14 protein-coding genes are annotated in these 13,959 nt (G+C 40.5%); 13 read left to right on the plus strand and 1 reads right to left on the minus strand.

Annotated elements, in window-relative coordinates; translation table 11 throughout:
• The first annotated feature begins 132 nt into the window (after nt 1-132).
• The 9 genes from HMPREF2613_RS05035 to HMPREF2613_RS05075 all read left to right on the plus strand — a co-directional run bounded on the left by HMPREF2613_RS05035 (nt 133) and on the right by HMPREF2613_RS05075 (nt 6,103).
• A complete protein-coding gene (locus tag HMPREF2613_RS05035) occupies nt 133-636 on the plus strand; it encodes a GNAT family N-acetyltransferase (protein WP_070479475.1) in 504 nt (167 codons plus the stop codon).
• Nucleotides 637-715: 79 nt separating this feature from the next.
• Nucleotides 716-2,116, plus strand: coding sequence for a bifunctional Cof-type HAD-IIB family hydrolase/peptidylprolyl isomerase (locus HMPREF2613_RS05040; RefSeq protein WP_070479423.1), 1,401 nt, complete (start codon nt 716-718; stop codon nt 2,114-2,116).
• 1 nt (nt 2,117) lies between these two features.
• Nucleotides 2,118-2,480 carry a S1 RNA-binding domain-containing protein gene (locus HMPREF2613_RS05045; protein WP_000689605.1) on the plus strand — a complete coding sequence of 121 codons (363 nt, stop codon included), beginning with the start codon at nt 2,118-2,120 and terminating at the stop codon, nt 2,478-2,480.
• A gap of 52 nt (nt 2,481-2,532) precedes the next feature.
• Complete coding sequence (locus HMPREF2613_RS05050) at nt 2,533-3,282, plus strand: tRNA1(Val) (adenine(37)-N6)-methyltransferase (protein ID WP_000390769.1); 750 nt, start codon at nt 2,533-2,535, stop codon at nt 3,280-3,282.
• Nucleotides 3,272-3,559 (plus strand): GIY-YIG nuclease family protein, encoded by a 288-nt coding sequence (locus HMPREF2613_RS05055; protein WP_033689123.1) that lies wholly within the window; start codon nt 3,272-3,274, stop codon nt 3,557-3,559. Before HMPREF2613_RS05050 ends, HMPREF2613_RS05055 begins: the two co-directional genes overlap by 11 nt.
• Before the next feature lie 82 nt (nt 3,560-3,641).
• Nucleotides 3,642-4,577, plus strand: a complete 936-nt coding sequence (locus HMPREF2613_RS05060) for a manganese-dependent inorganic pyrophosphatase (protein WP_070479425.1) — start codon at nt 3,642-3,644, stop codon at nt 4,575-4,577.
• An 86-nt stretch (nt 4,578-4,663) separates the two neighbouring features.
• On the plus strand, nt 4,664-5,176 hold the full coding sequence (locus tag HMPREF2613_RS05065; RefSeq protein WP_070479427.1) for a YiiX/YebB-like N1pC/P60 family cysteine hydrolase: 513 nt from the start codon (nt 4,664-4,666) through the stop codon (nt 5,174-5,176).
• Nucleotides 5,160-5,810, plus strand: coding sequence for a DUF1803 domain-containing protein (locus HMPREF2613_RS05070; protein WP_070479430.1), 651 nt, complete (start codon nt 5,160-5,162; stop codon nt 5,808-5,810). The genes HMPREF2613_RS05065 and HMPREF2613_RS05070 overlap by 17 nt, the downstream gene beginning before the upstream one ends.
• A gap of 101 nt (nt 5,811-5,911) precedes the next feature.
• Nucleotides 5,912-6,103 (plus strand): CsbD family protein, encoded by a 192-nt coding sequence (locus tag HMPREF2613_RS05075; protein ID WP_049488510.1) that lies wholly within the window; start codon nt 5,912-5,914, stop codon nt 6,101-6,103.
• A gap of 45 nt (nt 6,104-6,148) precedes the next feature.
• Here HMPREF2613_RS05075 and HMPREF2613_RS05080 read toward each other — a convergent pair whose 3' ends face one another.
• The gene (locus HMPREF2613_RS05080) at nt 6,149-7,594 is read right to left on the minus strand and encodes a UDP-N-acetylmuramoyl-L-alanyl-D-glutamate--L-lysine ligase (RefSeq protein ID WP_070479432.1); all 1,446 of its coding nucleotides are present in this window, start codon (nt 7,592-7,594) and stop codon (nt 6,149-6,151) included.
• Between the two features lie 105 nt (nt 7,595-7,699).
• On the opposite strand from HMPREF2613_RS05080, the gene HMPREF2613_RS05085 reads away from it, so the two are divergent.
• The 4 genes from HMPREF2613_RS05085 (at nt 7,700) to HMPREF2613_RS05100 (ending at nt 13,895) form a co-directional block, all read left to right on the plus strand.
• Nucleotides 7,700-9,322, plus strand: a complete 1,623-nt coding sequence (locus HMPREF2613_RS05085) for a putative polysaccharide biosynthesis protein (protein ID WP_070479434.1) — start codon at nt 7,700-7,702, stop codon at nt 9,320-9,322.
• 204 nt (nt 9,323-9,526) lie between these two features.
• Complete coding sequence (locus HMPREF2613_RS05090; protein WP_070479435.1) at nt 9,527-11,485, plus strand: peptide ABC transporter substrate-binding protein; 1,959 nt, start codon at nt 9,527-9,529, stop codon at nt 11,483-11,485.
• A 141-nt stretch (nt 11,486-11,626) separates the two neighbouring features.
• Entirely contained in the window at nt 11,627-12,721 is a 1,095-nt protein-coding gene (locus HMPREF2613_RS05095) for a cystathionine gamma-synthase (RefSeq protein ID WP_070479436.1), read from the plus strand.
• Between the two features lie 7 nt (nt 12,722-12,728).
• The gene (locus HMPREF2613_RS05100; RefSeq protein ID WP_070479437.1) at nt 12,729-13,895 is read left to right on the plus strand and encodes a MalY/PatB family protein; all 1,167 of its coding nucleotides are present in this window, start codon (nt 12,729-12,731) and stop codon (nt 13,893-13,895) included.
• The last annotated feature ends 64 nt before the right edge of the window (nt 13,896-13,959 follow it).

Consider the following 13,959-nt stretch of genomic DNA (forward strand, 5'->3'; position numbering starts at 1 on the left):
TTTTTTTTTTACGAGCTTTGAAATGAAAGAGCGAGTTGAGTTCCGAGTGGATCTCTTTTTCACGAGATAGTTTTTTTCTGACCTTGGCGTGCTATAATGGTAATAGAAAGAGTAAAGGTGGGTAAGTCAAAGATGAATTGTACGATTAGAAATATGATTAAGTCTGATATTGAATCCTTATCTCATGGATTTATGAATCAAGGTTGGCCTGGTAGAGAGGAAATTTTGGCTAGATATTTTCTGGAACAGGAAAGTGGGGAGAGAGAAGTCTTAGTTGCAGAGATTGATGGTGCTGTAGCGGGCTACGTTACCATTTTGCCCTCTGCTAAACATGGTCCTTTTGCAGAAGTCTATCCAGAATTATCAGATTTTAATGTGTTTGAGCCTTTTCGAAATCAAGGGATTGGGAATCAACTGCTAGAAGAAGCAGAAAAACGAGTCAAGTTTGTTTCGAGTAAGGTCACTCTTGGTGTAGGTTTGCACTTGGGGTATGGTCCTGCCCAGAAATTGTATATTAAACGAGGCTATATTCCAGATGGGACAGGTGTGTGGTATAGAAATAAACCGCTAGAAATGGGTGCAAGTTGTCAAAATGATAATGATTTAGTTTTATACTTATCCAAGGACTTACAATAAAACGGGAAACTTTTTGAAAATAGGGGATTTAGCTACTTTATGGTATAATGGAAAGAGTTAGATTGAAAGAGGTAGTGAGATGGATGCCAAATTAAGATACAAGGCAAAGAAAATCAAGATTGTCTTTTTTGATATTGATGATACATTGCGGAATTCAAAGACAGGTTTTATTCCAGCTTCAATCCCAACTGTTTTTAAGCAATTACGTGAGAAAGGAATTTTGACAGGTATTGCTTCTGGACGAGGGATTTTTGGTGTCGTCCCGGAGATTCGTGAGCTCAAGCCTGACTTTTTTGTGACCTTAAATGGGGCCTATATCGAAGATAAAAAAGGTCAGGTCATTTATCAGCATCAGATTGAGAAGTCAGATGTTGAGGAGTATATCTCTTGGGCCAAGCAAGAGGGAATTGAGTATGGTTTGGTTGGGAGTCATGACGCCAAATTGTCGACTCGCACCGATATGATGAGTGAGGCTATCAATCCAATTTACCCCGATTTGGATGTGGATCCTGATTTCCATGAAAAAGAAGATATCTATCAGATGTGGACTTTTGAAGATAAGGGAGATGACTTGCACTTGCCTGACAGTCTCTCAGACAAACTTCGTATGGTTCGTTGGCATCAACATTCGTCTGATATTGTGCCGATTTCAGGCTCCAAAGCGACTGGTGTGGAAAAGGTTGTGGAACACCTTGGCTTGAAACCAGAGAACGTCATGGTTTTTGGAGATGGCCTGAATGACTTGGAACTCTTTGATTATGCTGGAATCAGCGTTGCAATGGGAATTTCTCATGATAATATCAAAGAAAAAGCAGATTATATTACAAAAACATTAGAAGAAGATGGCATTTTTGATGCCTTAGAAGGATTTGGTATGGTAGAAAAAGAATTGCATTTCCCACAAGTAGACATTGAAACAGTAGAAGGTCCTATCGCGACTATTAAGACCAATCACGGAGACTTGCGTATCAAGCTTTTCCCTGAACATGCTCCTAAAACAGTGGCTAACTTTGTAGCTCTTTCAAAAGATGGCTACTATGATGGTGTCATTTTCCACCGTATTATCAAGGACTTTATGATTCAAGGTGGAGATCCAACTGGAACTGGTATGGGTGGCGAGTCAATCTACGGCGAATCATTTGAAGATGAATTCTCAGAAGAACTTTACAATATCCGTGGAGCCCTTTCTATGGCCAATGCTGGTCCAAATACCAACGGCAGCCAGTTCTTTATCGTGCAAAATCAACATTTGCCTTATTCTAAGAAAGAAATTGCTCGTGGTGGTTGGCCAGAACCGATTGCAGAAATCTATGCCAACCAAGGTGGAACTCCTCACCTAGACCGCCGTCATACTGTTTTTGGTCAGTTAGCTGATGAAGCTTCTTACGCTGTCTTGGATGCTATTGCTGCTGTTGAGACAGGGCCTATGGACAAGCCAGTTGAAGATGTCGTGATTGAAACAATTGAAATCGAGGACTAAGATGAAAATCGGTGATAAGCTAAAGGGCCGTATTACAGGGATTCAGCCCTACGGTGCCTTTGTTGAGCTAGAAACGGGTGATACGGGGTTGATTCACATTTCAGAGATTCGGACAGGCTTTATTGAAAATATCCAAGAAGCCTTGAAAGTCGATGAAGAGGTTCAAGTTCAAGTAGTGGATTTAGATGAATTTACAGGGAAAGCTAGTCTTTCTATCCGCACTTTGGAGGAAGAAAAGCACCAGTTTCCGAGACGGAGACGCTTTTCAAGCGACCGCTTTAACTATGGCTTTGCTCCTCTCAAACGAATGATGCCAATTTGGACCAAGGAAGCTCTTCAACATTTGAAGAATCAGAAGCACTAATTAGAAACCTCTATGTTTTGTAATGTTAATATAAATTTGCTATAATAGGACCATGGAAGAAGAACAATTATTAAAATCAGGAGAGCGCATTAACCAGCTCTTTTCGACAGATATCAAAATCATTCAAAATAGAGAGGTTTTTAGCTATTCGGTGGATAGTGTTCTCTTGTCACGTTTTCCACGTTTTCCTAAGAAGGGCTTGATAGTGGATTTCTGCGCTGGAAATGGAGCAGTGGGGCTATTTGCTAGCACTCGGACTCAGGCACAGATTTTGGCTGTTGAGATTCAGGAGCGTTTGGCGGATATGGCTGAACGCTCTGTCCGTTTGAATGGTTTAGAAGAGCAAATGGAGGTCATCTGTGATGATTTGAAAAATATGCCTGCTTACATCCAGGGAAGTAAGGTGGATATGATTTTGTGTAATCCACCCTATTTCAAGGTGGATCCTCATTCAAACCTGAACGAGAGTGAACATTATCTCTTGGCGCGACATGAAATCACGACCAATTTGCAGGAAATCTGTCGTAGTGCCCAGAGTATTCTTAAATCGAATGGACGCTTGGCCATGGTTCATCGTCCTGATCGGCTTTTAGATATCTTGGACAGCTTACAACGGCATAATCTAGCCCCTAAGCGCCTGCAGTTTGTTTATCCAAAAAGAGAAAAGGAAGCCAATATGCTTTTGATTGAGGCTATAAAGGATGGCTCGACAAGTGGCTTTAAGGTCTTGCCACCTCTCATTGTCCACAATGATGATGGCTCTTATACGCCTGAACTTGAAGAGATTTATTATGGATCATAAGGCTTATATGTACGTGCTGGAGTGTCGTGATGGATCTTACTATACAGGCTATACGACTGATGTGAGAAGACGCCTCGCTGTCCACAATAGTGGGAAGGGAGCCAAATATACACGAGCACGATTGCCAGTCAAACTCATCTATGCTCAAGGTTTTGCCAGTAAGGAAGAAGCCATGTCGGCAGAAGCCCTTCTCAAGCGTAAGAAGAGGCCACAGAAGGAAAGATTTTTATCTGAAAATCAAGATAGAAATTTACTCAGTTATTTTGAAGAATCGTGAGGAGTCCTTTGACTCCTCTTACTTTTGTCAAAAAGCGAAAAAAATGCTACAATAAAGAGAATAAACAAAATGAGGTATTATCATGTCTAATATTCTAGTATTTGGTCACCAAAATCCAGACTCAGATGCCATCGGGTCATCTGTAGCCTTTGCCTACCTTGCAAAAGAAGCTTACGGTTTGGATACGGAAGCTGTTGCACTTGGAACTCCAAATGAAGAAACAGCCTTTGTCTTGAACTATTTTGGTGTAGAAGCACCGCGTGTTATCACTTCTGCCAAAGCAGAAGGTGCAGAGCAAGTTATCCTAACTGACCACAATGAATTCCAACAATCTGTATCAGATATCGCTGAAGTAGAAGTTTATGGTGTTGTAGACCACCACCGCGTGGCTAACTTTGAAACTGCAAGCCCACTTTACATGCGTTTGGAGCCAGTTGGATCAGCGTCTTCAATCGTTTACCGTATGTTTAAAGAACATGGTGTAGCTGTTCCTAAAGAGATTGCTGGCTTGATGCTTTCAGGTTTGATTTCAGATACCCTTCTTTTGAAATCACCAACAACACATCCAACAGATAAAGTCATTGCTCCTGAATTGGCTGAATTGGCTGGTGTAAACTTGGAAGAATATGGTTTAGCTATGTTGAAAGCTGGTACAAACTTGGCTAGCAAATCTGCTGACGAATTGATTGACATCGATGCTAAGACTTTTGAATTGAACGGAAATAATGTCCGTGTTGCTCAAGTAAACACAGTTGATATCGCTGAAGTATTGGAACGCCAAGCAGAAATTGAAGCTGCAATGCAAGCCGCCAACGCAACAAATGGTTATTCTGACTTTGTATTGATGATTACAGATATCGTCAACTCAAACTCAGAAATCCTAGCACTTGGTGCTAACATGGACAAGGTCGAAGCGGCTTTCAACTTCAAACTTGGAGACAACCACGCCTTCCTTGCTGGTGCTGTTTCACGTAAGAAACAAGTGGTACCTCAATTGACTGAAAGCTTCAATGCTTAATATTTTGAGTGTCAATTCAAATTAGGAAATTCTAATTTGACTTATATCGAAAGGAGTTTTGGCTCCTTTTTTTCTAGGAGTGAAGCATGTTAGAAAATGGCGATTTGATTTTTGTGAGAGATGAGTCAGATATGGGGCAGGCCATCCAGACTTCCACAGGCAACTATAATCATGTTGCCATTTATTTGGATGGGATGATTTACCACGCTAGTGGACAGGCTGGTGTGGTTTGTCAAGAACCAGCAGACTTCTTTGAGTCCAATCATTTGTACGACCTCTATGTTTACCCAGAAATGGATATCCAGTCTGTGAAGGAAAAAGCTTGCAAACATCTAGGAGCACCCTACAATGCTTCTTTCTATCCAGATGGAGAAGGTTTTTACTGTTCCCAGTATATGGCAGAAATCCTCCCCATTTTTGAAACCATTCCCATGAAATTTGAGGATGGGGAGCAGGAGATTAGTGACTTTTGGAGAGAGTATTACAGAGAACTAGGCTTGCCTGTTCCTCTGAACCAAGCTGGGACCAATCCTAGTCAGTTGGCAGCATCGCCTCTGTTAGAATGTAAAGAAAGGAATCTTCATGATTCAGATTTTTAATCCATCTCGTTTGACGAGACAGTCATTTTTTGGAGAATTAATCCGCTATCTGGACCAGCATGATGATGTTATTTTGAGAGAAATTAAGGCTCAATTTCTAGATGTGGCAGTTGATAAACTTATGGAAGAGTATATAAAGGCTGGTTTGATTCGTCGGGAAAATAAGCGTTATTACCTTAATCTTCCTATGCTTGAATCACTCGATAATCTCGAACTGGATCAAGAGATTTTTGTTAGCGAAGATAGTCCGGTCTATCAAGCCTTGTTAGAGCAGAGGTTTGAGACGGAATTACGAAATCAAACCAATGAATCTATTTTAGTTGAAAAGACGGACTTTGCGCGGACTAAAATGACCCTGTCCAATTATTTCTACAAGGTCAAACATCAGTATCCTTTGACAGAAAAACAGCAGGTACTCTATGCTATTTTGGGAGATGTCAATCCTGAGTATGCTCTCAAATATATGACGACTTTTTTGCTAAAATTTCTCAAAAAAGATCAACTGATGCAGAAACGACGTGATATCTTTGTGGACAGTTTAGTAGTCTTGGGCTATATTGTCCAAAATGAAGATGGAAAGTATGAATTGGCCGTCGATTTTGACAAGGAGAGATTAACTTTCTACTTAGCTTGAAATTTTGTTTCTGAGCACATTGTTTGACTTTCCTTAGGATTAAGTATAAACTATATGTAACCGATAACACATATCGGAATAAAACTAAAGGAGACAATCATATGTCACTTGAAAACAAATTGGAACAAGCAACAGGCGCTATTAAAGAAGGATTTGGTAAAGTTACTGGAGATGGTAAGACTGAAGCAGAAGGCGCTGTAGAAAAGACAGTTGCTAAGGCAAAAGAAGTAGTTGAAGATGCTAAAGATGCTGTAGAAGGTGCCGTTGAAGGTTTGAAAAACGCTTTTAAATAAAGATAAAAAAATCAAGGGTTTCATTTCCCTTGATTTTTTACTATCTTATAAATAATTTTCTGCGACGGCTGCATCTCCTGGATAGGCTTCTTTCTTACCTTGGACGATTTGGTAGCAATCGGCTCCCTTACCAGCGATAATCACAGCATCTAATTCTTGACTTGTGATAGCCATCGCTGCCTTGATAGCTTCTTGGCGATCGGCAATCTTTTCAACAGGATGGCTGATATAGCTACTGATTTCATCCGCAATGGCCATTGGGTCTTCATAGTTGGGGTCATCAGCAGTCAGAAAGACTTGAATCTCAGGATGTTGATTGAGGAGAAGTCCAAAGTCCTTACGACGGCTTTCTCCCTTGTTTCCTGTCGAACCTAAGACCAGAGCAATCTTTCCTGTTTGATGAGTTTCTACAACATTGATTAGTTTTTTCAGACTGTCACCATTGTGGGCATAGTCGATGAAAACCTTGGCTCCATTTTTCTGAGTGAGGACTTCCATACGACCCGGAACACGGGTTGCAGCGATTCCTTTTTTGATGTCTTCAAGACTAGCTCCGAGACGGAGACAAGCAAGTCCGGCAGCGACGGCGTTTTCTTGGTTGAAGTGCCCAATTAACTGGATGTCATAGTCTCCAGCAAGTTTACCCGTAGCTGAAAAACTAAAGGCTTTGGAATTCTCGATTTGGTTATCAGACTGGCTACCGTAGAAATCATGGTCTTGATCATCTACCTGTTCTTTTAGTACAGAGAAGTGGTCCATGTCACTGTTAATGATGACTGCTCGGCTATTTTCCATCAAGAGACGTTTGTGGTAGAAGTAGTCTTCAAAGCTAGGGTGTTCAATCGGGCCGATATGGTCGGGGCTGATATTGAGGAAAACTCCCACATCAAAGGTTAGACCATAGACACGTTTGACCAGATAGGCCTGACTGGATACCTCCATGATGAGGTGAGTACGGTCATTTTGCACAGCTTGATTCATCATGTCAAAGAGGTCAATGCTCTCAGGGGTTGTCAATGCAGACTTAAAGAAAGTCTTGCCATCTAGAGTTGTGTTCATGGTCGAGAGCATAGCCGGTCGATACCCTTGAGATAAGATATTATAAGCGAAATAGGCTGCTGTTGTCTTACCCTTGGTTCCAGTAAAGGCAAGGAGTTTAAGTTTTTCCTGTGGATTGCCATAAAACTCCATAGCTACCAAACTCATGGCTTTCTTGATATCACTGACGATAATAGCAGGAATACCAACCTCATAGTCTTCTTCAGCCACATACCAACCGAGGCCTTGAGAGATGGCAGAAATCAGAAATTCCTTCTTAAAGGCAGCACCCTTGACGAAAAAGAGGCTCTTCTCTTTGGCTTTGCGGCTATCATAGCAGATGGTGTCAAATACGACATGGCTGTAGTTGTAGTGATAATGTCCTTGGTCGATAATCTCACGAAAGAGACCATCTTTCTTTAAAATATCTAATACGGTTTCAATCTTAATCATACTTTCTATTGTAAACCGAAAGTCGTAAATTTACAAGTGACAAGGAAAAGTTTATAATGGAAGATAAGGAATTTTTCCTAGTGATTAAAATTAAATGAGGAATCTATGTCTAACGAAAACAATCACCAGCAGGCCCAGATGTTACGGGGGACTGCTTGGCTAACGGCTAGTAACTTTATCAGTCGTCTACTCGGTGCCATTTATATCATCCCTTGGTATATCTGGATGGGGTCTTATGCGGCTACAGCAAATGGTCTCTTTACCATGGGCTACAATATCTATGCATGGTTCTTGCTGGTTTCAACAGCGGGTATTCCAGTTGCGGTGGCCAAGCAAGTGGCCAAGTACAATACCATGCGAGAAGAAGAGCATAGCTTTGCCCTGATTCGGAGTTTTTTAGGCTTTATGACAGGACTTGGTCTGGTCTTTGCATTAGTCTTGTATCTCTTTTCTCCTTGGCTAGCAGACTTATCGGGTGTGGGGAAAGACTTGATCCCAATCATGCAGAGCTTGGCTTGGGCAGTCTTGATTTTCCCATCTATGAGTGTTATCCGAGGTTTCTTCCAAGGGATGAATAACCTGAAACCTTATGCCATGAGCCAAATCGCTGAACAGGTCATTCGTGTAATCTGGATGCTCTTGGCTACCTTTATCATTATGAAAGTGGGCTCAGGAGATTATCTAGCAGCGGTTACCCAATCCACCTTTGCTGCCTTTGTCGGCATGGTAGCCAGTTTTGCAGTTTTGATCTATTTCCTTGCCAAAGAAGGATTACTTAAAAGAGTCCTTGAAACAGGAGATAAGATTAATAGTAAGCGTCTTTTGATCGATACCATTAAGGAAGCCATTCCTTTTATCCTGACAGGGTCTGCTATCCAGCTTTTCCAGATTTTGGATCAGATGACCTTTATCAATAGTATGAGCTGGTTTACCAACTATAGTAATGAAGACTTGGTTGTCATGTTTTCTTATTTCTCAGCCAATCCTAATAAAATCACTATGATTTTGATTTCCTTAGGAGTTTCGATTGGTGGTGTAGGCTTGCCACTTTTGACCGAAAACTATGTGAAAGGTGATTTGAGGTCTGCCTCTAAATTGATTCAAGATAATCTAACGATGCTTCTATTGTTTCTTTTTCCTGCAACTGTGGGAGTGGTCATGGTCGGTGAACCTATTTATACCATATTTTACGGGAAGCCAGATGGTTTGGCATTAGGTTTGTTTATCTTTGCAGTCTTACAGTCAACCATTTTGGGTGTATATATGGTTTTGTCACCAATGCTTCAGGCTATGTTCCATAACCGTAAAGCAATCCGTTACTTTTTCTATGGTTCGGTTGCTAAGCTAGTCTTGCAATTACCAACAATTTATCTTTTTCACAGTTATGGTCCTTTGATTTCAACATCAATCGCTCTTATCATCCCTATTATATTCATTTATCGTGAACTATGTAGGGTAACAGGAATGAGAGGTAATGTGGTATTTAGGAGAACGATTTTAATCAGTTTGTTGACTTTTGTTATGTTCATCGGTGTAGGCGCTATTCAGTGGGTACTGGGATTTGTCTTCCAACCAAGTGGACGTTTGTGGAGTTTTCTATATGTAACTCTTATCGGTGCCATGGGTGGAGGAGTTTATGGAATTATGAGCCTCCGTACCCGTTTATTGGATAAGGTGATTGGAAAAGCCCAAGCAGATCGCCTACGAATCAAATTAAAGTTAACTTAAAAAATATTTATAAATAAAAGGGATAATTTGAACATTTCTATCATGAAATGTTCAAATTATTCTCTTTTTTATTAATTTGTAGAATAATAGCTAAAGTTTGTAGATGGTAATTTAATTTTTCTCAAATTTTACTTAAAAATCTATTGACTAAATAAAACTCAAGTTGTATAATAAGACAAATATTTAAATCAGGAGGTTCTGAAGATGAAAAAGTCTAAAGCCAAGTATGTAGCACTTGCGGGTGTCGTGTTAAGTGCAGGTATTTTATTAAGCGCGTGTGGAAATTCCAGCACAGCGTCAAAAACATATAACTATGTTTATGTTAGTGATCCGTCTAGTTTGAATTATCTAGCAGAAAACCGTGCAACAACTAATGATATCGTGGTTAATTTGGTAGATGGGCTCATGGAAAATGACCAGTATGGGAACTATATTCCATCCTTGGCAGAGGATTGGAGTGTTTCTAAGGACGGTTTGACCTATACCTACAAACTGCGTAAAGATGCTAAATGGTATACTGCAGATGGAGATGAATATGCTCCTGTAACTGCCCAAGATTTTGTAACTGGTTTGAAATATGCAGCTGATAAAAAATCAGAAGCCTTGTACTTAGTACAAGAATCCGTCGCTGGTTTGGATGACTATATCACTGGTAAAACAACAGACTTTTCAACTGTCGGAGTCAAGGCTCTTGATGACCAAACGGTTCAATATACCTTGACACGACCAGAATCTTACTGGAACTCAAAAACAACATCAACCATTCTCTTCCCAGTCAATGCAGATTTCTTGAAATCAAAAGGGGATGATTTTGGGAAGGTAGACCCATCTAGTATTTTGTACAATGGACCTTTCTTGATGAAATCCTTTGTTTCAAAATCGGTTATTGAATTCAAGAAAAATCCTAACTACTGGGATGCTAAAAATGTCTTTGTAGATGATGTGAAATTGGCCTATTATGATGGTAGTGACCAAGATGCACTGGCTCGTAACTTTGTTGAGGGAGCTTATAGCTATGCTCGTCTTTATCCAAATAGTTCAAGTTTTGAAGGAATTAAAGAAAAGAATAAGGACAATATCATTTATAGTTTACAAGATGCTACTTCTTACTTCTTAAACTTTAATCTAGATAGAAAATCTTATAAATTCACTTCCAAGACAAGTGATGCTGAGAAGAAATCGACTCAAGAAGCGGTTCTTAATAAAAACTTCCGTCAAGCCATCAACTTTGCCTATGATCGTACAGCTTACGGGGCTCAATCTCAAGGAGAGGATGGTGCAACTAAGATTTTGCGTAACTTGGTTGTTCCACCAAACTTCGTAAGTATCAACGGAAAAGACTTTGGTGAAGTAGTAGCCTCTAAGATGGTTAATTATGGTAAAGAATGGCAAGGAATCAACTTTGCAGATGCCCAGGATCCATACTACAATGCTGAAAAAGCCAAAGCCAAATTTGCTGAAGCTAAGAAAGAACTCCAAGCTAAAGGAGTTCAATTCCCTATCCACCTGGACATGACAGTTGACCAAGCTGCTAAAAAGGGTGTTCAAGAGGCAAATTCTATGAAGCAATCTATTGAAGCAGCCTTAGGTGCAGAGAACGTTGTAATTGATATTCAACAACTCACTACTGAAGATTATGATAATACAAGCTATTTGGCTCAGACAGCAGCTCAGAAAGATTACGATCTATATAACGGTGGTTGGGGATCTGACTATCAAGATCCATCAACTTATCTTGATATTTTCAATGTGAAGAGCGGTGGAGTGTTGCAAAATCTGGGTATAGAGCCTGGTGAATCTAATGATAAGGCTAAGGCTGTTGGACTGGATATCTACACTCAAATGCTGGAAGAAGCCAATAAGGAGCAAGATCTTGCAAAACGCTATGAAAAGTATGCTGAGATCCAAGCATGGTTGGTAGATAGCGCTTTAGCGATTCCAAATATTTCTAAGGGGGGAACACCAGTATTGAGAAAAACAGTTCCTTTCTCAGAACCATATTCATTAGCTGGTAATAAAGGTATTGAATCATATAAATACCTCAAAGTACAAGATAAGACAGTCACAAAAGAAGAATATGAAAAAGCCAAAGAAAAATGGCTGAAAGAAAAAGAAGAATCCAATAAAAAAGCCCAAGAAGAATTGGCAAAACATGTAAAATAAGGATTTTTCAAGAAAAACGATGGTTTCGAAAGAAGCTGTCGTTTTTTATATAGTTTGAAACTATAACTAGCTCTTGAAAAGAAGAAAATGAGTTGATGAAAATAAGTGGTACAATAGTTACTATAGATTTGGAGGTATTGTATGAGCAAGGAATTACACATTAACACAATTTTGGCCCAGGCGGGTATCAAGTCAGATGAAGCGACAGGATCTTTGGTGACACCGATTCATTTTTCGACGACTTATCAGCACCCAGAGTTTGGTCAGTCTACTGGATTTGACTATACGCGCACCAAAAACCCAACTCGCAGTAAGGCGGAAGAAGTCTTGGCGGCTATTGAGTCCGCAGACTATGCCCTAGCGACTAGCTCAGGTATGTCAGCTATTGTACTGGCCTTTAGCGTCTTTCCAGTAGGAAGTAAGGTCTTGGCTGTCCGTGACCTTTATGGTGGTTCTTTCCGCTGGTTCAACCAAGTGGAGCAGGAAGGCCGTTTCCATTTTACCTATGCCAATACAGAAGAAGAGTTGATTGCCGAGTTAGAAAAGGACGTGGATGTTCTCTATATCGAAACCCCAACCAATCCCTTGATGTTGGAATTTGATATCGAAAAACTAGCCAAATTGGCTCATGCTAAGGGTGCCAAAGTGGTGGTAGACAATACCTTCTACAGCCCTATCTACCAACGTCCGATTGAAGATGGAGCAGATATCGTTCTCCATTCAGCAACCAAGTATCTAGCAGGTCACAATGATGTTTTGGCTGGAGTGGTTGTGACCAATAGTTTAGAACTATACGAGAAACTCTTTTACAATCTCAATACGACAGGGGCAGTCTTGTCTCCATTTGACAGTTATCAATTGATTCGTGGTCTCAAGACCTTATCTCTTCGTATGGAGCGCTCAACATCCAATGCCCAAGAAGTGGTTGCCTTTTTGAAGGATTCTCCAGCAGTTAAGGAAGTTCTCTACACTGGTCGTGGGGGCATGATTTCCTTTAAAGTAGCCGATGAAACACGCATTCCTCACATTTTGAACAGCCTCAAGGTTTTCTCTTTTGCCGAAAGTTTGGGTGGGGTAGAAAGTCTCATTACTTATCCAACGACGCAAACTCATGCTGATATTCCAGCAGAAGTGCGCCATTCTTATGGTTTGACAGATGACCTATTGCGTTTGTCGATTGGGATTGAGGATGCTAGAGATTTGATTGCAGATTTGCGCCAAGCCTTAGAAGGATAAGATAAAGATGGGAAAATATGATTTTACAAGCCTGCCCAACCGTTTAGGGCACCATACCTATAAATGGAAAGAAGCAGAAACGGATAGTGAAATCCTACCAGCTTGGATAGCGGATATGGACTTTGTAGTCTTGCCTGAAATCCGCCAAGCTGTGCAAACTTACGCTGATCAACTGGTTTATGGCTATACCTATGCCAGTGAAGAGTTAATTAAGGAAGTTCAAAAGTGGGAAGCAACACAACACGGTTACCACTTTGACAAAGAGGCTCTTGTCTTTATCGAGGGTGTGGTACCAGCCATCTCAACAGCTATTCAAGCCTTTACAAAAGAAGGCGAGGCAGTTCTGATTAACACACCAGTTTACCCACCTTTTGCTCGCAGTGTCAAGTTGAATAACCGCAGATTGATTACCAATTCTTTGGTGGAAAAGGATGGTCTGTTTGAGATTGACTTTGACCAATTGGAGAAGGATTTGGTAGAAGAGGATGTGAAACTCTATATCCTCTGCAACCCTCATAATCCTGGTGGACGTGTGTGGGAAAAGGAAGTGTTGGAGAAGATTGGCCAGCTCTGTCAAAAACATAGTGTTTTCTTGGTTTCAGATGAGATTCACCAAGATTTGGCCCTCTTTGGTCACAAACACCATTCTTTCAATACCATTAATCCTGCCTTTAAAGAATTTGCTATCGTCTTAAGCAGTGCTACTAAAACTTTTAACATCGCTGGAACAAAAAATTCCTATGCAGTCATTGAAAATCCTAAGTTGAGAGTGGCTTACCAGAAACGCCAGTTGGCTAATAATCAACATGAAATTTCAGGCTTGGGTTATCTGGCGACAGAAGCTGCTTATCGCTATGGGAAGGATTGGCTAGAGGAACTCAAGCAAGTCTTTGAAGACCATATTAATTATGTGGTAGATTTATTTGGAAAAGAGACTAAAATCAAGGTCATGAAGCCGCAAGGAACCTACTTGATTTGGCTTGATTTTTCAGCCTATGACCTGACTGATGAAAGATTGCAAGAGCTGTTGAGAAATGAAGCCAAGGTTATCCTCAACCGTGGTTTGGATTTTGGAGAGGAAGGGAGTCTCCATGCCCGTCTCAATGTAGCTATGCCGAAGTCAGTACTAGAAGAGGTTTGCCAACGCATCGTGACCACTTTTGCTAAACTTTAAAAATCCAGCCTTCTAGGAGAAAAGTATCCTTAGAAGGCTATTTTCATAGGGGAAAATATGGTAT

This window comes from Streptococcus sp. HMSC070B10, assembly GCF_001808665.1.
Lineage (GTDB): Bacteria > Bacillota > Bacilli > Lactobacillales > Streptococcaceae > Streptococcus.